General features: G+C 65.6%; 14 protein-coding genes. 5 read left to right on the top strand and 9 right to left on the bottom strand.

Annotated elements, in window-relative coordinates; genetic code table 11:
- Positions 1–124 precede the first annotated feature (124 nt).
- Positions 125–337: a hypothetical protein gene (locus ACFZAI_RS17950; RefSeq protein WP_391568209.1), complete on the top strand. Its 213-nt coding sequence runs from the start codon at positions 125–127 to the stop codon at positions 335–337.
- 49 nt (positions 338–386) lie between these two features.
- Here the strand turns inward: ACFZAI_RS17950 and ACFZAI_RS17945 are convergent, their stop codons facing one another.
- Positions 387–818, bottom strand: a complete 432-nt coding sequence (locus ACFZAI_RS17945) for a DUF2809 domain-containing protein (RefSeq protein ID WP_391568532.1) — start codon at positions 816–818, stop codon at positions 387–389.
- A gap of 678 nt (positions 819–1,496) precedes the next feature.
- Here ACFZAI_RS17945 and ACFZAI_RS17940 point away from each other — a divergent pair.
- On the top strand, positions 1,497–3,188 hold the full coding sequence (locus ACFZAI_RS17940; RefSeq protein WP_391568207.1) for an MFS transporter: 1,692 nt from the start codon (positions 1,497–1,499) through the stop codon (positions 3,186–3,188).
- 16 nt (positions 3,189–3,204) lie between these two features.
- A complete protein-coding gene (locus tag ACFZAI_RS17935; protein WP_391568205.1) occupies positions 3,205–5,310 on the top strand; it encodes a site-specific recombinase in 2,106 nt (701 codons plus the stop codon).
- Positions 5,311–5,322: 12 nt separating this feature from the next.
- Here the strand turns inward: ACFZAI_RS17935 and ACFZAI_RS17930 are convergent, their stop codons facing one another.
- From ACFZAI_RS17930 to ACFZAI_RS17915, 4 genes are read right to left on the bottom strand one after another with little or no spacing between them, the layout of a single operon-like run.
- A complete protein-coding gene (locus ACFZAI_RS17930) occupies positions 5,323–6,315 on the bottom strand; it encodes a spore coat protein U domain-containing protein (RefSeq protein ID WP_391568204.1) in 993 nt (330 codons plus the stop codon).
- Positions 6,312–8,660: a fimbria/pilus outer membrane usher protein gene (locus ACFZAI_RS17925; protein WP_391568202.1), complete on the bottom strand. Its 2,349-nt coding sequence runs from the start codon at positions 8,658–8,660 to the stop codon at positions 6,312–6,314. The genes ACFZAI_RS17930 and ACFZAI_RS17925 overlap by 4 nt, the downstream gene beginning before the upstream one ends.
- Positions 8,661–8,701: 41 nt before the next feature.
- Positions 8,702–9,415 (bottom strand): molecular chaperone, encoded by a 714-nt coding sequence (locus ACFZAI_RS17920; protein WP_391568201.1) that lies wholly within the window; start codon positions 9,413–9,415, stop codon positions 8,702–8,704.
- An 11-nt stretch (positions 9,416–9,426) separates the two neighbouring features.
- Positions 9,427–9,933, bottom strand: a complete 507-nt coding sequence (locus ACFZAI_RS17915) for a spore coat U domain-containing protein (RefSeq protein WP_391568199.1) — start codon at positions 9,931–9,933, stop codon at positions 9,427–9,429.
- Between the two features lie 461 nt (positions 9,934–10,394).
- On the opposite strand from ACFZAI_RS17915, the gene ACFZAI_RS17910 reads away from it, so the two are divergent.
- A complete protein-coding gene (locus ACFZAI_RS17910; RefSeq protein WP_391568198.1) occupies positions 10,395–11,804 on the top strand; it encodes an MFS transporter in 1,410 nt (469 codons plus the stop codon).
- Between the two features lie 178 nt (positions 11,805–11,982).
- Entirely contained in the window at positions 11,983–13,581 is a 1,599-nt protein-coding gene (locus ACFZAI_RS17905; protein ID WP_391568196.1) for a methyl-accepting chemotaxis protein, read from the top strand.
- A 13-nt stretch (positions 13,582–13,594) separates the two neighbouring features.
- On the opposite strand, the gene ACFZAI_RS17900 is transcribed toward ACFZAI_RS17905, so the two are convergent.
- The 4 genes from ACFZAI_RS17900 to hutH form a co-directional block, all read right to left on the bottom strand.
- Entirely contained in the window at positions 13,595–14,374 is a 780-nt protein-coding gene (locus tag ACFZAI_RS17900) for a carbon-nitrogen hydrolase family protein (protein ID WP_391568195.1), read from the bottom strand.
- 256 nt (positions 14,375–14,630) lie between these two features.
- The gene (hutI, locus tag ACFZAI_RS17895) at positions 14,631–15,848 is read right to left on the bottom strand and encodes an imidazolonepropionase (RefSeq protein WP_391568194.1); all 1,218 of its coding nucleotides are present in this window, start codon (positions 15,846–15,848) and stop codon (positions 14,631–14,633) included.
- A gap of 24 nt (positions 15,849–15,872) precedes the next feature.
- Positions 15,873–17,282: an amino acid permease gene (locus tag ACFZAI_RS17890; protein WP_391568193.1), complete on the bottom strand. Its 1,410-nt coding sequence runs from the start codon at positions 17,280–17,282 to the stop codon at positions 15,873–15,875.
- A 119-nt stretch (positions 17,283–17,401) separates the two neighbouring features.
- Complete coding sequence (hutH, locus tag ACFZAI_RS17885; RefSeq protein WP_391568191.1) at positions 17,402–18,931, bottom strand: histidine ammonia-lyase; 1,530 nt, start codon at positions 18,929–18,931, stop codon at positions 17,402–17,404.
- Positions 18,932–18,964: the final 33 nt, after the last annotated feature.

The raw sequence follows: 18,964 nt of genomic DNA, 5'->3' as shown, positions 1-18,964 counted from the left end.
TAAACAGGGCCAGATCGTTGCATATCAATGACTTGAGTCCGCACCGGCACGCAAAAACTCAGGGTTTACGAGTAGGGTAGGGATGAGTACAATGAATACATTATCAATGCAATACGGAAATACCATGACCACCCGCCATCCCCTTGGAGACGATCCGATCGGCCAGCAACTGTTGAGCCACTACGCCCGCCGCGACGCGGTGCGCCACGCCACGCCCCTGTTCCCGTCGTCCTGGGCCGAACTCTTCGCCCCGTTCCGCACCGCCCGCCTGCAACCGCTGCGCGCAGCCGCCCCCGCAGTGCGCCGCAACGACGACGAACCGATCTGCCAAGCGTGATCAATCAGAACAAGCCGGGGCGAGCGCCCCGGCCGCATCGCCCCGCCGCCTAACGGCGGGCGCGCAAGCTGGCCCGCATCCGGGCATTCAGCAAATCCGCCTTCTGCTGGCGCCGCTCTTTACCCAGCGACAGCATCAACACCACCACAAACCCCACCGTGTAAGCCAGCACGTCCCACCAGTCGGGCACGCTGCCCAACACCACGCGCAACACCGGCTGCTCAAGCTGCCACCCGTACACGCGCGCCAGATACTGGCCAAACTCCACCGCATACCCTGTCAGCAACGCCGCCACCGCCAGCGTCATCACACGCGCACGGATAAAGGTGCGATACACCAGATACGCCCACCCCACGGCAATCACATCCCCCAGAAACCCGCGCACGAATGGGTAGGGCGCGCCATACAGGGCAATCAGCGCCAGCAGCGCGGTTACGGCAAGCAGGGCGGCAAATGCGCGCCCATTGAACGTCAGGGTCATGGCAAACAGTGCATCCAAACAGAGTCCAGCCCGGCAAGCGCCGGGCCACCGCGCAGCGTACTAGAAATCAAGGGAAAACCCGGCTCCCGCCGCCACCAATTGCGTCACCAAAAGTTATCCCACCTTATCCACTGCCTATCCACCGGCTATCCACCCAAAATCCACCGTCTTACCCACACCTTTATCCACAGCCCGCGCCAACCAACCTCCCGACACGCGCAGCACCCCCCCAAGCGCCAGGCAACCCTCATATGCCAAAAAAGGCCGCCTGCGCGGCCGACTTTGGCGTCCCTGCAAACGCTTCCCACCCCAGCGAGTGCTGCTCAAAAACGCCAAGCACACCACTCGCCCCAGATCCCGCAAAGTTTCCAGCAACGCAGCCTGGGGCGTGGGGGGCAGGGGGTGCGCGGGGAGTCGATGCGCCCGAGGGAATCTGAAGGAAGCGCCGCAGGCGCTGACGAAGATGACGACGGGGCAGTCCGGAGCGAAGGCTCCGGACCGCAATCGTTGACCCGCGCGCCCCCTGCCCCCCACGCCCCAGGCGGATCAAGAACCAGCACCCGCCCCCGAAAGCGCCATCCCAGCCCCAATTCAGGCGTACCATACCCATTCGCCAATCGCAAAACCCGCTCCAAAACACCCCCCACAAAGACGCCAAAGACGCGCCCCAGAGCCCCCATGCTCCAACCCGTCTCTCCCTCCGCGGACCTTCCCGCCGCCCCTCCTGCCGCCCCGGCAGAACCCCTGACCGTCAGCACCCTCTCCCCCTTATCCTTCCCCGCGTTCCGCATCATCTGGATCGCCAACCTGTTCGCCAATCTAGGCACCTGGGCGCAATCCGTCGCTGCCGCCTGGATCATCACCACCGAACAGAGCAGCCCCCTGATGGTCGCCATGATCCAGGTCGCCGCGGCCTTTCCGCTGGTCGCGCTATCCATCCTGACCGGCGTGCTCGCCGACAACTACGACCGCCGCAAAGTCATGCTGACCGGCATGCTGCTGGAACTGTCCGGCGGCGTCTTCATCACCATCCTGGCGTTCGCCGGCCTGCTGCACCCCATCACCCTCATCGCCTCCGTCTTCTGCATCGCCATTGGCAGCGCCATCGTCACCCCCGCCTGGCAAGCCGCCGTTGGCGAACAGGTGCCGCGCGCCCATGTCGGCAGCGCCGTCCTGCTCAACAGCGTCAACTACAACGTCGCGCGCGCCGTCGGCCCCGCCATTGGCGGCCTGCTGCTGGGCGCCATGGGCGCGCCCTGGGTCTTCCTGCTGAACTGCTTCTGCTACGGCGGCTTGATCTGGGCCATCTGGCGCTGGAAGCGAGACCTGCCTGAACGCCGCCTGCCGCCCGAAGGCCTGTTCGAAGGCGTCGTCGCCGCTCTGCGCTACACCCAGCACTCCACCGTCACCCGCGTTGTCATGCTGCGCTCGTTCGCCTTCGGCCTGTCTGCCAGCGCCCTGTGGGCGCTGCTGCCCCTACTGGCGCACGACCAGGAAGACGGCAGCGCCTTGCTCTACGGCTACATGCTGGGCGCGCTGGGCCTGGGCGCGATCCTGGGCAGCGCCTTCGTGCGCCGCGTCCAAGCCGCGTGGGGCGCGGGCGGACTCGTCAGCGTCGCCGCCGGGCTGCTGGCCGCCTGCTTGCTGGCGCTGGGCCTGACCGGCAGCTTGTGGATCGCCTTTCCCGCGCTGCTGGTGTCGGGCAGTTGCTGGATCGGCGTGCTGGCCACCTACAACACCACCGTCCAGATGCTCGTGCCTGACTGGGTCAAGGCCCGCGCGCTGGCGCTTTACCAGACGGCCATCTTCGGCGGCCTGGCCGCGGGCTCATTCATGTGGGGCCACTTTGCGGGCACCATGGGCGTATCCGGCGCGCTGGTCACCGCCGGCATCATGCTGGGCATTACCGTAGCCCTGCTGTACCGCTCCCGCCTGCCCGAACACGTGGACACCCAATCGCTCGCCCGGGTCGACAGCACCGAACCGGCGCTGGCAGCCGCCGGCTTCAACACGCAGCATGGCTCCGTGCTGGTCGCCGTGGAATACCTGATCGAACGCGACAAACTGCCGGCGCTGCTTAGCGCCGCGCATCCGCTGCGGCTACTGCGCCTGCGCAACGGCGCGCAGCAATGGCAGCTGTTCCGCGACCTGGAACGCGAGGGCGTCTGGCGCGAAGTCTTCCTGGTGGAAAGCTGGATGCAATACCTGCGCATGCTCGACCGGCTGACGCTGGCCGACAAGATGGTGCTGGACGAAGTCCGCGCGCTGCACAGCGGCGACAAGCCGCCCGTGGTATCGCGCAATGTCAGTTATCTGGCCATGAACGAAGCGCAAGGCTTCTCCCTGCGCCGAGACCCCGAATCCCTATGACCCGCGAGGCCCGTCGATGCTTACCTCTCTTTGGCGCACATGGCGGGCCGCGCGGCACGGCGGACCTCAGCTGGACGTCATCCTGGCCAACGCCAACCCCGACGCCCCCTTAGCCGAACGCAACCTGTGGATGGTGGACCTGTGCCGCTGGCTCGACCGCCCGGGGCGTGCGTCCAACGCTGAAGCCACCGCTGTCGCCGCGCCGGGCGCGTCCCCCGGCGCCCCCGTCCGCCACCCCCAGCACGCGCGCCTGCGCTACGTGCTGCAAGTGCTGGAAAACAATCCCGAGCGCGCCGCGCCCGTGGCCGCCACGCTGCGCTCGCTGGTGGCCGACAACGATCCCACCTCGTTGCTCTGTGACACCGGCGTGGCTTCGCACCCCGGTTTCTGGGGCGAATTCTGGGAACGCGCGCAGGCGCGCCTGTTGCCGCCGCCGCCCAACCGCAGCGACATGTTCGGCCTGTTCTCGCTGATCTTCCGCCGCGCCGGCGACGCGCAATGGATCGAGACGCTGGACGACGACACGCTCGCCCGCATGCGCGCGCTGATTCGTATCAGCGATGGCGTGGCGCGGCCTGACCCCATCGCGCCCGAACCGCCCACCCCACGCCTCACGCAAGCGCTGACCAGCAGCATCCAGGTGCTGGTCAGCCAGGTGCGCGCAACGGGGCTAAGTCAGGACATCCGCTCGCGCCTGCCCGGCCGCGTGCAGGATACGCCCTTCTTCGCGCTGGCCGCTGCCGCCGCCGAATTGTGCGACAGCGCACCCGACACGCCCCGCGACGTGTTCGGCCGACGCCTGAACATGTTCCGCGCCTTGCTCGATGGCTGCCGCGCCGCGTCGCAAGGTGTCTACGACGAGCTGGAAAAAAACGGCGTATCCGTCGAAGTCGTGTTCCAGATCGAACGCATGAAACTGCGCCTGGACCGCATCGAACTGCTGCTAAGCGTGTGGGTGGACCCCACGCAACGCCACAAGTACGTACACCTGACCGCCGAGCTGATCCGCTCAACCCAAGCGCGCAGCAGCATCCGCCATCTGGCCGCATCCTCGTTTGCGCAGCTGGCGCGACGCGTCATGGAGCGCACCGCCCAAACCGGCGAACACTACATCGCGCGCGACGCCGCCGAATACCTGACGATGCTCAAAGCGTCGCTGGGCGGCGGCTTCATCATGGTGTTCACCGTCTACCTGAAGTTCTTCATCGTCTCGCTGCACCTGGACAAGTTCATCGAAGGGCTGCTTGCGTCCCTGAACTACGCGGGCGGCTTTTTGGTGATCCACTTCGCCCACTACACGCTGGCCACCAAGCAGCCCGCCATGACCGGGCCCGCACTGGCTCACCGGCTGGACGACGCCTATACGCCGGAAGGGCGCGACGCCTTTCTGGACGACACCCTCGCCATGATCCGGTCCAACGCAGCCGCCATCCTGGGCAACCTGGCCGTGGTGTTTCCGCTGGCGTGGGCCGTGCAGTGGGTGGCCGTGAACGCGCTGGACCATCCCTTGATCAGCGCAGACAAAGCGCAGGAAACGCTGGCCTCGCTTTCCATCTGGGGCGCAACCCCGATCTACGCCGCCGCCACCGGCGTGCTGCTATGGCTGTCCAGCCTGATCGCGGGATGGGCCGACAACTGGTTCGCGCTGCATCGCGTGCACGACGTGATGGCCTATGACCGCCGCGTGCGGCATCTGTTTGGCGAACGCGGCGCGGCGCGCTGGGCGGGGTTCTGGCAACGCAACGTGTCGGGCATCGCGGGCAATGTGTCGCTGGGGCTGATGCTGGGCCTGGGGCCAGCCATCGTGAGCTTCTTCGGCCCGCACGTGGAAGTGCGCCATGTGACGCTTAGCGCCGGGCAGATCGGCACCGCCATCGGCACCTTGGGCTGGGACGTTGTGCGCACCCAAGCATTCTGGATGGCCGTGGCGGGCACCGCCATGACGGGGCTGTTGAACGTGGGCGTCAGTTTCGCACTCGCGTTCAACGTGGCGCTGCGCTCGCGCAACCTGCGCCGGGGCGATCGCGACTCGCTGTCGGCCGGCGTGCGCCAGCGCATCTGGCAGCGGCCCGCCACGCTGTTCTGGCCCGTCAAGCCCCGGCCCGCGCCCGCGCGGTCTTGACGGTGGCGCGGCTTAGAACGTGATGGTGGCGGTGACGACGTCCTTGTAGTCACCTGGCCGGGGCGTCGCTTGCACCGGCACGCGGCCATACACCGTGTACGTTTGATTGGACCCCGTGCCGGTTCCCGCCAGCGGCGCGCCGCCGCTGGCGTTGCCCCAGATCGTGGCGTAAGCCGCGTCCTGGTAGAGCTGATAGCTGACCGTGTCCGCTTGCGTCGCGTGCTTCATTTTGCGCGCCAGCACGTTGTTGGCGACGGAGCCGCCGTCCAACGCCACCGAGTACGCGTTGTTGTTGGTGCACTTCACGGTGATCTGGCTGGTGGCGGTGGCGGGCGAGCTCAGCACCCCCTTGGGCGGAAACGCCATGTTGGTGGCGTTGATGGTGCAGTTCTTCTGCACCAGCGCGGTCACGGTCAGCGGAATGGAGATGCGCGTGGGCGAGGTCAGCGGGCAATTCGTCAGGCCGCTCAACAGGCCGATCGACACATCCACCGTGGCGGTGGTCGAGTACGTTTCGGAATATCGCGTGTCGGCATTGTTCACGGTCTTGACCAGCGGCTGGTTGCCCGGCACCTTGCCGTAGAACCTGAAGGTGGTGGACGCCGTGCCGCCCAGCACCGGGCCGATCAGCGTTACCGATGTGGGGGCCGACGTCAGCGCGGCGCCCCACACCTGGCTCGTCGCCGCGTCGGTGTACAGGTTGTAGTTCATGCGGTTCACGCCCGCGCCCAAGGTGCGCGGGTTGTTCGTCGTACTGGTGTTGCCCAGGCCCAGGTTGAAGCAGATACGCGCCGCCAACGACAAGGCGGTGAAGTCGCAGGTGACCACGACTTGCCCGCCGGAATTCACCGTGTCCGCGGGCAGCAAGGGGTTGATCGTGCCGAAATCCATTGTGCTGGTCGTGCCAGCGCCCAATGTGCAGGAGCTCGCCTCTGCGGTTGCGGCAGATCCCATGCACAGCGCCGCCAGCAGCCACGGCGCGTATCGGCCCCACGCCGCCGTCATTGCCGCCCCCGCGCCAATGGTTCGCACACAAATGGCCCCAAGGTGGGCAGCGGCCGTTTCGGATCATATTCGTAGTCGAACGCCACGGTGCACGACACGCCCGCGCCTTTGACGCGCAGGTGGTTGCGCGCCACCAGGTCTTCAACAAAGGTCAGGCCTTCGTACCCCAGCACCGAATGCTTGCCGCTTTCCACGTGCGCCACTTCGGCGCCCACCGGCACGAACGCGCCATCCGGCAATGTCAGAATGACCGACGCCGCCGCGTACTTCTCGATCTGGAATTTCGCCAGCACACCGGAACCGCCTTGCGGCACAACGACCGTCTTGGTGGTGTCTAGCTTCACGTCCACCGGCAAGTCTTCAGGGTCGATGGCGATGCGGTTGGTCTGATAGGAATTCAAGTCAGGCACCAGCAGGTAGCCGCTGCGGTTGGTTCTGCCCAGCTTGCGGTTTTCATGCAGCACGGCGACATCCGGCTCGCCGTCGGTCGACACCAGCGCAAAGCTGTCGTTGATGCGGCGCGTGGGCAGCACCGTGCCGTCCATCAACACCAATGAGCCCGACGCCTGCAACGCGCCCTGCGTGCGGCCGCCGTAGTCCTGCACGATGCCGGCCACCTGGCCGTAGCGCCCCAGGTATTGCGCCTGGCCCTGGTTGTAGCCCATGCCGCCCACGCGGCCGTTCTGCACGCCCCAGCCCCAGCCGCCCTCGTAAGGCACGCTGCTCTGCGCCCCCACGCTGTAGGTCGATTCGCCGCCTTGCCGGCCGACCGACGCGTTGAGCTGTGAGCGGTCGCCCAGCATCATCGTCAACCCCAGGTACACGCCGCGCGTGTTGGACTGCGTGAAGTCGTTATAGGCGCTCAGGGTCATGACGACGCGGCTGTGCAGATTGACCATGTATGACGCCGAGCCCAGCTTGGCGGCGGGCAGTTGCGGCATGCGGTAGCCGATGTAGCTTACGGCCACGCTTTGCGACGTGGTCAGGGGCAGCGACACCGTCACCCGTTCCGTCTGGGTAGGCACCGGCGCATCTTCGCGCGAGCCCAGGTCGCCGTAGTCGCCCACCACCCGCGTCACTTGGGAATCGATACTGAATTCCGGGCGGATGTACTGATACCCCAGGCTGATCTGGCCGCCGTCGTACTGGCCCGCGCTGCCCGACAGCGAGCCGCTCAGCACGCCCGCCTGGCCCAGCTTGACCATCGCGCCCGCGCCCACGTTGTACAGGCCCGCGCTGGCTTCGCCGTGCGCTTCCAGCGTCAGGTCATCGCTGTAGCCATAGCGCCCGGACGCCGTCGCCACCGGCTGGTTGTCGTAATCGAATGAACGAATGCTGAACTGGCGCCGCACGAACCCAGCTTCAAGCGAATAGCTGGACAGGCCGCCTGCCAGCATGCGGGTATCGATATACAGCGGCACCGACGTGCTGACCGTGCGGCCCAGCGCATCGCGGGTAATCAGCGTGGCCTGGCCCGCGCCCGTGATGCCGGGGATCTGGTTCACCACGAATGGCCCGGGCGGCACATTGCCCGAATACTGCTGCACGCCGTTGATGTAAAGCGCCACCGATGATGGCACCACGGACGAAGCGCTTAACGATGACACGGGGAAGGTAACCAAGTCAGGGCGCAGCGCAAAATTCCGGCCCCACTGCAGGCCCGCCATCCGCACCGAGCGCGACCAATTCAACGACGATGAAATCGTGTCGCCCAGCCGCAGCGTGCGCAGCGTTTCCTGATCAGAGCGCGTCCAGTAAGTGTCATAGCGCACGTAGCGGTCGCCTCTGTCCCCCTCGCCGCCGAAGTAGGCGGTGCCGGTGTTGCTGAACACGCCATGGGCGTCGAAGTAGCGCTGCTCGGTAAACAGCGACAGCTTGTACATGGCGTCCGTTTGCGTATACGCGTCGTAGTTCAGCACCAGCCCGCGGCCCGCCGTGGCAAGCGGGGTTGCCGCCAGATTGCGCCCCACCTGATAGGGCGTGCGCAGGTCGTCGGGCAGCACGATGTCCACCGTCTGCGCGGCCGCGTTGTAGGAATAGCGCAGGCCGGCCACCCGGTCCAGCGCAACTTCCCGCGTGTCGGGCAGGCCCAGCTTGGACACGTCCACGCCCACCGAACGCAACGCGTCGCCGCTGGCCGACAAGCGGCCTTGCGCATCGCGAAAGCGCAGCAGTTGCGAAGTGTTCACGCCGTTGATGCTGACCTCCAGAAACACGTCCCGCTCGGCGATATTGCCGAACGACAATAGATCGGGCGATTCCGCCGCCAGCGCCGGCGCCCCCAGCAAACAGAGGGCAAGGCACCAGGCGCGTCGCCCGCAGACACGGGGAGCGCGTACTGCCATGTGCTGCCTTCCTCGTTGGTGCCGGGCGTGCCGGCGCGCGATCAATCAACGCGGGGCGTTACGGTGACGACGTCACCGTTGATCAAGGCTTTGATCCGCACCGGTCCCGATGCGTTTTGTTTTGCGGGGATGCGCCATTTGCGCTCGCGCTGCGCCAGGGCGTATCCCACCAATCCTTCAATACCCGCCACCGGCTTGCCGGCGCTGTTGAGCACCTGCAACGCCGCCACCTGCGCATACCGCGTGCCGGTGTTGGCCAGCCGCAGCACCCAGTCGCCGCCCGCGCGCGTGGCTTGCCAGGCCAGCTCGGGCTCAGGCCGAGGGGTGGCGCCCGCCACGAACACGGGCACGGAATACCGCAGGCGCAACACCACGCCATTGATGCCGGGCGTAGCCGGGTCGGGAATTTCGTCGATGACCAGCCGGTAGCCGCGTTCCAGCGGGGCAAGTTCTTTGGACGCGCGCACGAGCCGCACCAATTGCTCGCCGCCCGGCGGCACCTGAATGATGGGGGGGCTGGCCTGGACTTCTTCGGTGGGCGTCAGAACGTCGTCACCATCAGCCTGCTCCCAGCGGTAGATCCGAACCTGTCCATAGACAGGCGTCGTGCCGGGGTTGCGCAGCATGATGCCGCTTGCCGCCTGCTGCGGCGCGATATCCACCAACACCGGCGATATCTGCAACGCCGCTGCGCAGGCAAGCCCCGCCCAGCCCGCCATGCACAACGCCAATACCGCCCGCCACAGCCTCTGCATGGGCGCGCCCACTAGAAATAGACCGTGGCGGTGACCGTGGACGAATAGTTATCAGGGGCGGGCGTGGTCTGCGCTGGCACGATGCCATTGACCACCAGCGGCTGCGCCGTACCGTTGCCCACGCCACTGACGCGGTCGGCAACTTGGGCGTCGCCCCACACCACGGTCTGGCTGCCCGGCTTGTACAGCTGATAGGAAACGGTGGCGTTGTTGCCGCCGGTGGCGCTCATGAAGCGCGTGGTCGCCGTGGAGCCGGTGCCGGTGCCTGCGCTCAAGCCCACCGCGTAGGGGGTGGTGTTGCTGCACGTGACGTTCAGCGTGGTGGTGCCGGGAACGGCGGCATTCAAGACGCCGTGTGCGCCAAACGCCAGATCATTCGCGGCAATCGCGCAGTTGGCGTTAATGGTCAGGGTGACGTTGAAGGTGGCGGTGGCGGTCGACTGCGCCCAAACCATACCGGGCGCGGCGCCAGCGCCGATTAAAGACAACGTTGCTGCATACCAGGACAAGCGTTTCATAAGGAAACCCTCCACCAAATAGTTGCACCATCCGACGTACGAAAAAATAATCGTACGTCGAATAAATCAATCCGGCACCAGTTCGTTTCAATTTACCCGCGTCATTATTACTTTTTTTAACTAAATCATGGCACTGCGGTTAATCGCAAGGCGTGCTGCTGTCTATGAAAATCCGCTAAAAATGATGACGTACATTTAGTTGTATTTATGCACTGAAAGCCGTGTTTCTTCGTCACAATCTTCAAAAGAAACCGCCAAGTGTTCGTAAATATCTGATTCATTAATGCCATTAATCCATGTGACCATGTGGTCGCATTATTAATGCCTGACCGCGCTAACCAAACTCAATGCGTACCGCCACGGCCATTGGCTGACGAAGCGTTGAATCCCGATGCCGCATTAGAATCAGTGCTCTTGATTCCGGACGCCCCGCCCGGAACCGCTCGCATTTGCCCCCGCCCATGCTCTCGTTCTCCCGCAACACCGTTTATCCGGCTGGCGCCGGCCTGCCCGCATCGGAGCGCCTGGGCGCGCTGTTGGCTGTCATGCTGGCGGTTTGCATGGCCAGCCTGGACACGGCCATCGCCAACACCGCACTGCCCACCATCGCGCGCGACCTGCAAGCCAGCGACGCGGGTTCCATCTGGGTCATCAGCGGTTATCAGCTGGCGATGGTGGCGGGGCTGCTGCCTGCCGCGGCGCTGGGTGAAATCCTGGGCCATCGGCGCGTGTACATCGTGGGGCTGGTGGTGTTCACGCTGTCGTCGCTGGCTTGCGGGCTGGCGCCGTCGCTGCCCACGCTGGTGGTGGCGCGCATCTTGCAGGGCTTGGGCGCGGCCGGCGTAATGAGCGTGAACGGCGCGCTGCTGCGCTTTATCTACCCGTCGCACATGCTGGGCCGCGGGCTGGGGCTGAACGCGATGGTGGTGGGCTTGTCGTTCGCCGCCGGCCCTACGGCCGCATCGGCCATTCTGCTGCTGGGGTCGTGGCACTGGCTGTTCCTGATCAATGTGCCGATCGGCATTCTGGCTGCGGTGCTGGGCCTGCGCGGCCTGCCCGAAACCGCCCGCGCGCCGCACGGGTTTGATGGCGTCGCCGCCCTGTTGTGCGCGCTGACGCTGGGCCTGTTCGTGCTGGGTTCCAACGAACTGGCGCATGCCGCGCCGTGGCCGCGCGTGGTGCTGGAGTGGGGCGGCGCCATCGCCAGCCTGTGGCTGCTGATGCGCCGGCAAGCGGGGCATCCCGCACCGATCCTGGCCGTAGACCTGCTGCGCCGGCCCTTGTTCGCCTTGTCCGCCGCCACTGCGGTGTGCGCCTTCGCCGCGCAAGCGCTGGCGTTCGTCTCGCTGCCGTTTTTGTTCCAGACGGTGCTGGGCTACAGCCAGGTGCATACCGGCTTTCTGATTACCCCGTGGCCGGTCGTCGTGGCCATCATGGCGCCGATTGCCGGCCGCCTGTCTGATAAGTATCCCGCCGGCATCTTGGGCGGCGTGGGACTCGCGCTGTTAGCGCTGGGCATGGTGCTGCTGGCGCTGATGCCCGCCACGCCGTCGGTGTGGGACATCTCTTGGCGCATGGCGATCTGCGGCGCGGGCTTTGGTTTTTTCCAGTCGCCCAACCTGCGCGCCATCATGACCTCGGCCCCGGCGTCGCGGGCGGGTGGCGCAAGCGGCATGATCGGCACCGTGCGCTTGTTGGGTCAAGCGACGGGCGCGGCGCTGGTGGCCGCCTGCTTCCATGTGTCCACCACGCACGGTGCGATTGCCGCCTTGTGGCTGGGCGGCTTGTGCGCGGCGCTGGCCTGCATCGCCAGCTTTTCGCGGCTGCGTTTTGACGCGTCGGAACCCACGCAGGCGTCCGCGGCGCGTTGAGGCGATTCGCGCCGCGATAGCGCGCCGACACCGCCAACGCGCAACAATGTTGCGCTATCTTTCAATATATTCTGGTAACACGCCGATATATACGTAAGTAATGAAACAGCTGCTAAATTTCCCGGCGGCAAGGTCGTAGTTGTCGTTGCAGCACTCGCTGTATCTGGGAACGACACGCATGACACAGTTTTTGAAAGACATCACGATCCGCCGCATGATTCTGTGCACCTTGCTCATGATCAGCGTCCTGCTCACCGGCCTGTCGGCCATCAGCGTCAACGGATTGCACAGCGCCGGCCAGGCGCTCTCCGCCAGCAACGAACTCCTGCACGAAGTTTCAGCCCTGTCCCGGGTCAATGATCAGATCATGCGGGCGCGGCTGCGCCTGTCGCGCCAGCTGGAATACGCCAGCGACGGCCAGGCGGCGCAGGCCGCCGAAGAAGGGCGCAGCATCGACGCCGCGCTGAACGAAGCGCGCAAGCAGCAAGCGGTCTTTATCGAACTGGCCAAACAGGACGCGCCCGCCGCCATCCTGGAGCCCATGCAGGCGGGCTTTGACGCGCTGGTCAATGGCGGCATCGCCGTGCAGCGCCAGCATCTGGACGCCGGCGACATCGCACGCGCCCGGGCGCACGCGGCAAACGCCGTCGTCGCCGCGAGCCGCGCGTTTGGCAAGAGCATCGAGAACTACGAGGCCTACGCCAAGGAACGCGAAACCCAGTTGTGGGCCGATGCGGCCGACAAGCGCCAGCACGCGTACATCGGCATGGGCATCGTGCTGGGCATCTGCCTGTTGCTGCTGGTGCTGGGCGACCGCTACGTGGTGGTGTTTGTGCGGCAGCCTCTGGAATCCATCAAAGGCCATTTCCGGCGCATCGCCAGCGGCGACCTTACCGCGCCCATTCCGCTTTATGGCGGCAACTGCGTGGGCCAGATGATTCCGTATCTGCAAGAGATGCAGGCGAGCCTGGTGCGCACCGTGCACGCCGTGCGCGAAGGCGTCATCGAGATCAACACGGGGTCCAGCGAGATCGCGGCCGGCAACCAGGATTTGTCCAGCCGCACCGAACAGCAGGCGGCCTCGCTTGAGGAAACCGCGGCCAGCATGGAGCAGCTGCTGTCCACCGTGACCAGCAACGCCGAAAACGCGCGCCAGGCCAACCAGATGGCGGCCACCGCCAGCGAAGTGGTTCAGCGCGGCGGCCAGGCGGTAAAGCAAGCCGTCAGCACCATGCGCGAAATTGCGCAGGACTCGGGCCGCATCGAAGACATCGTCAGCGTGATCGACGGCATCGCTTTCCAGACGAATATCCTGGCCTTGAACGCCGCCGTGGAAGCGGCGCGTGCGGGCGAGGAGGGCAAGGGCTTTGCGGTGGTGGCGGCCGAAGTGCGGTCGCTGGCCCAACGCAGCGCGGGCGCCGCGAAAGAAATCAAGCAACTGCTCAACACGTCCGGCGCCACGGTGCAGGCGGGCTCGATGCAGGTGGAAGCGGCAGGACGCACGATGGAAGAGATTCTGTCGACCATCGAACGCCTGACCTTGCTGGTCAACGACATCGCATCCGCGTCGCAAGAACAGGTGACAGGTATCGACCAGGTGAACACCGCGGTGAACCAGATGGATCAGGTCACGCAGCAAAACGCGGCGCTGGTCGAAGAAGCGGCCGCCGCCGCGTCGTCGCTTGAAACGCAGGCGCAGCGCTTGCAGAGCGCGGTCAGCGCGTTCCGTTTGCCGCCGTTGATCCAGGACCACCGCGCTATCGCCATCGCGGCATGAGGGTGGGGGCCGGCTAGGCGCCCCCCAACTCTTCCTTCACGTAGCAGGGGTACTGCGACTGCTGTGCGCGTGAACGAGCCGGGTCCACGTCGACCACCACGATGGACTCCGTGTCGGTGGACTGCGCCAACGGTTCGCCGTTGGGTTGAAAGGCGAACGCGCGGCCGCCGAACACCTGGCCGTCGGCGGTGCGTCCAGCCCGGTTGGAACTGATCACGTAGCAACCGGACGTGAGCGCCGCCATCGCGCCCGCGGTCAGCCAGCGCCCGATGGATGCGCCGCTTGCGCGCGGCGCGACGATCAGCTCTGCCCCGTCGCGTCCGTAACGGCGCGACCGTTCGTTGAACATCAGCTCGGTGCACAGCTGCACGCCCAGACGAATGCCGCCCACATCGACGACTTCAAACCCCTCCATCGCCGGACGAAACCACGTCGCTTCAAAGAACCCCGGCTCTTCCGGGAAGTACTGCTTGTGGTGCAAGCGCGTGTAGCGCCCGCCCTCCAAGGCGAAGGCTTCATTGGCCAGCCGGTCGCCTGCGGGGATGGGGCGGGACGAGACGATGGCAGGCACCGGCAATGCGGCCAGCGCCGTCAGGCCCACTTCGTGAATGCGCACGGACTCCGCTGCACGCGCCGGATCGTAAACGGGCGAGGCCGCCAGCCACTGGCCAAACGGCATCTCGTTCGTGACGAGCAGATCGGGTTCCAATTCGGCAATGCGCTCGGCCATGCCTGCCCACGTGGGGCTATCGGGAGCCAGATCCACCGGCCCTTCCATCATGCAGATCCGCATACGTTCTCCTGGATGCGCGGCGCGCCCGGCATCGGGCGCGGTCAGGCCACATCGTAGAACGCCGCGTGCAGGGATGGGGCGGTGGCGGCGCACGTGGTCCGTATCGGGCACGTAGTGGTCCGTTTTCCGCCACGGCAGCACTGGGGCTTAGGGCGTTCACGTATGACGTCCAGGGATGGCATCCACGCATGACGTCCAGAGATGCCGTCCCCTGGACGTCCCCTCCCATGCGATGCCGCAGTTTTCCCGCTGACCCTCAGGCCAACGCCGTCATGTCGAGCAACGCGCCGTGGCGGATCACGCGCTTGGGCAGGTCGCCGCCAATCCAGTACGCCAACTCCGACGGATGCGCGATGTCCCACGCGACAAAGTCCGCCAGCTTGTCGGCCTGCAACGTGCCGTGCGTCGCCTGCAAACCCAACGCGCGCGCCGCATGCACGGTAGCGCCCGCCAGCGCTTCTTCCGGCGTCATCTTGAACAAGGTACACGCCATGCTCATCATCAGCCGCAGCGACAACACGGGCGACGTCCCCGGGTTCAGGTCGGTGGAAATCGCAATGGGCACGCCGTGGCGGCGCAGCAGTTCCAGCGGCGGCAGCTGCGTTTCACGCAAGGCGTAGAACGCGCCGGGCAACAACACCGCCACGGTGCCAGCCTGGGCCATGACCAGCACATCGCTTTCGGTCAGATATTCAAGATGGTCCGCCGACAAGGCGCCATACCGTGCCGCCAAACTTGCGCCATGCAGCGACGACAATTGTTCGGCATGCAGCTTCACGGGCAAATCCAAATGCTTCGCGGCCTGGAACACGCGTTCGACCTGTTCAGGCGAAAACGCCAGGTGCTCACAGAACGCATCCACCGCATCGACCAGCCCTTCGGCGGCCAGCACCGGCAACATGCGGCGCGCCACTTCATCGATGTAATCGTCGGGCCGCCCGCGAAATTCAGGCGGCAGCGCATGCGCGGCCAGGCAGGTCGCCTGCACCGTCAGCGGCAGCGTCTGGCCCAGGCGGCGAGCCACGCGCAGCATCTTGCGCTCGTTGGGCAAATCCAGCCCGTAGCCCGACTTGACCTCAAGCGTGGTGACACCGTCGCCAAGCAGATGCAGCGCACGCTTGCGCGCGCTGACATAGAGCTCGTCTTCCGACGCTTCGCGGGTGGCGCGCACGGTGCTGGCAATGCCGCCGCCTTGCGCGGCGATCGTTGCGTAGTCCACGCCTTGCAGGCGTTGTTCGAACTCGGTGCTGCGGTTGCCGCCAAACACCAGATGGGTATGACAGTCAATCAGGCCGGGCGTGACCCACGCCCCGCCCAGATCGTGCACATGCGCCGCATCCACGCCTGGCAACTCGGCCTCTGGCCCGATCCATTCGATACGATCGGCCCGCGTCACAATGGCCGCGCGCTCAATCACCGCATAGGCGCCACCCGCCATCGTGGCGGCGTGGCAGTGTCGCCAGATCTGTCTCATGCACCTCTCCTGAAAGCCACTACATCAGTCCGAACCTTGCGCCAGCGGCACAGCGATGCCGCCGTCACCCGGACGATTGGGATATACCCAGAAACGGTACGCCACGCAAAGCAGCGCAATCCACACCACGCCCACCACCAGCGCCGCCTGCGTGCGCGGGAAGTAACCCAGCACGGCAATCACGAATACCATGAACGCAATGGCCAGCAGCGGGCCCACCGGCCAGAACGGCACCGGGAATTTCAATTCCGCGACCTCTGCCGCGCTCATCTTGCGCCGCATCGCCACTTGCGACAACAGGATCATCAGCCAGACCCACACCGTGGCAAAGGTCGCGATAGAGGCGATCAGCAGGAACACGCCCTCGGGGATCAGGTAGTTCAGCAGCACGCCCAGCAGCAGCGCAACCGACATCACCACCACGGTCATCCACGGCACGCCGTTCTGGGACACGGCAGCGAACCCGCGCGGCGCCTGGCCCTGCTGCGCCATGCCGTACAGCATGCGGCCTGCGCCAAAGATGTCGCTGTTGATGGCCGACACCGCCGCCGAGATCACCACAATATTGAGAATGGTGGCCGCCGACCCGATGCCCAGGCTATCGAAGATCTGCACGAACGGGCTGCCCTTGCTGCCGATCTGGGTCCACGGAAAGATCGACATCAGCACGAACAGCGTCAGCACATAGAACAGCAGAATGCGCATCGGCACCGCGTTGATGGCGCGCGGAATGGTGCGGCCCGGGTCCTTGGCTTCGCCCGCCGTGATGCCGATGATTTCGATGCCGCCGAACGCAAACACCACCACCGCCAGCGACGCAATCAGCCCGCCCACGCCATTAGGCATGAAGCCGCCGTGTTCCCACAGGTTATGCACACCGGTTGCCGCGGTATCGGCGCTCAGGCCGAAACCAAACAGCATGATGCCCAGGCCGCCCGCGATCATCGCAATAATGGCGCCCACCTTCAGCAGCGACAGCCAGAATTCCAGTTCGCCAAACACCTTCACCGACAGCAGGTTGATGGCGCCAATGAAGAACACGATCGACAGCACCCAGATCCAGCGCGGCACATCGGGGTACCAGAAGCCCATGTAAAGCCCGAACGCGGTGATATCGGCCAGGCAGACGATGATCATCTCAAACGCATAGGTCCAGCCCGTGAGAAAGCCCGCAATCGGGCCGAGATAGCTGGTGGCGTAATGCCCGAACGAACCCGACACCGGATTGCGCACCGCCATTTCTCCCAACGCGCGCATCACCATGTACACGGCGGCGCCCGCCACGATGTAGGCCAGCAGCACCGACGGGCCAGCCTCTTGAATGGCCTTGGCCGATCCGTAGAACAGCCCCGTGCCAATGGCCGAACCCAATGCCATGAACCGGATATGTCTGGCGTTGAGTCCCCGTTTGAGATCCTGCGGTTGTGCTTGCATGTCTGTCTCCGTACTTGTTTTATAGGCGTACAGCATCAAACGCCGCGCGAGCGCCTTCTATGGGCGCGTGCGCACGGCGCAGCAATGGCGGCCGTCAAACGACGGCCGCAACATCGAAATCAAAGGCTGGGCAGCAGGCCGGCGGGCATCAGGCCATTCATGACATGCGCGCTGAGCAGGCCGCTGGCCGCGGCGATGTCAGGCGCGAAGAAGCGGTCTTCTTCGTAATGCGGCACCTGCTCGCGCAGCGCGCGGCGCGCTTGCTCAAGCTTGGGCGACGTCTTCAAGCCTTCGCGGAAGTCCAGGCCCTGGCAGGCGCCCAGCCATTCGATGGCCAGGATGTCGCGCACGTTCTCGGCCATGGCCCACAGGCGCTTGCCTGCGTTGGGCGCCATGGAAACGTGGTCTTCCTGGTTGGCGGAGGTGGGCATGCTGTCGATGCTGGCGGGGTGCGCCAGCGCCTTGTTGTCGCTGGCCAGCGCGGCGGCCGTGACCTGGGCGATCATGAAGCCCGAGTTGACGCCGCCCTTGGCCACCAGGAACGGCGGCAGCTGCGACATATGCTTGTCCATCATCAGCGCGATGCGCCGTTCAGACAGTGCGCCGATTTCCGCCAACGCCAGCGCCAGGTTGTCGGCCACCAGCGCCACCGGCTCCGCATGGAAGTTGCCGCCAGAAATCACGTCGCCCTGGGCGGTGAACACCAGCGGGTTGTCGGACACGGCGTTCGCTTCAATTTGCAGCACCTGCGCCGCATGGCGGATCTGCGTCAGGCAGGCGCCCATCACTTGCGGCTGGCAGCGCAGGGAGTAGGGGTCTTGCACCTTTTCGCAGTCGGCATGCGAATGGCCGACTTCACTGTCCTCGCCCAACAGTTCGCGGTACACGGCCGCCACGGCGATCTGGCCGGGCTGGCCGCGTGCGGCATGGATGCGGGCGTCAAACGGCACGCGCGAGCCCAGCATGGCTTCCACGCTCAGGCTGCCGCAAACCAGAGCCGCCGCCATCATGTCTTCGGCTTCGAACAGGCCGCGCAACGCGTAGGCCGTGGATACCTGCGTGCCGTTCAGCAACGCCAGCCCTTCCTTGGCGGCAAGGGTCAACGGCACAAGTCCCGCGCGCGCCAGCGCCTCTTGCGCAGGCAGCCATTCGCCTTGGAAGCGCGCGCGGCTTTCGCCGAGCAGCACCAGCGACATGTGCGCAAGCGGGGCCAAGTCACCCGATGCGCCAACCGAGCCTTTCAGCGGGATGTGCGGGTAGACGCCCGCGTTCACCAGCGCAATCAGGCTGTCGATGACGTGGCGGCGAATACCGGAATAACCGCGCGCCAGGCTGTTGATCTTCAACACCATGATCAGGCGGACCATCGCGTCATCCAGCGCCTCGCCCACGCCCGCCGCGTGCGAGCGCACCAGCGACGTCTGCAAGGCTTGCAGGTCTTCGCGCGCGATCTTGGTAGAGGCCAGCAAGCCAAACCCGGTGTTGATGCCGTACACGGTACGGCCTTCCGCGATGATGCGTTCCACCGTCGCCACGCTGGCGTCGATGGGGTCCGCCGCACTGGCGTCCAGCGTCAGGCGCACGGGCTCGTGATACACGCGGCGCAGCTCCGACAAGGTCAGGTGGCCGGGCTTGATATGCAAATCCATTCTTGATCTCCTACGCCGGTCAGCCGGCTTCAT

This window comes from Achromobacter sp. NPDC008082, from assembly GCF_042957345.1.
Taxonomy (GTDB): domain Bacteria; phylum Pseudomonadota; class Gammaproteobacteria; order Burkholderiales; family Burkholderiaceae_B; genus Achromobacter; species Achromobacter kerstersii_A.
The sequence above is the reverse complement of the archived record's forward strand: the minus strand, read 5'-3'. Positions and strand labels throughout refer to the sequence as shown.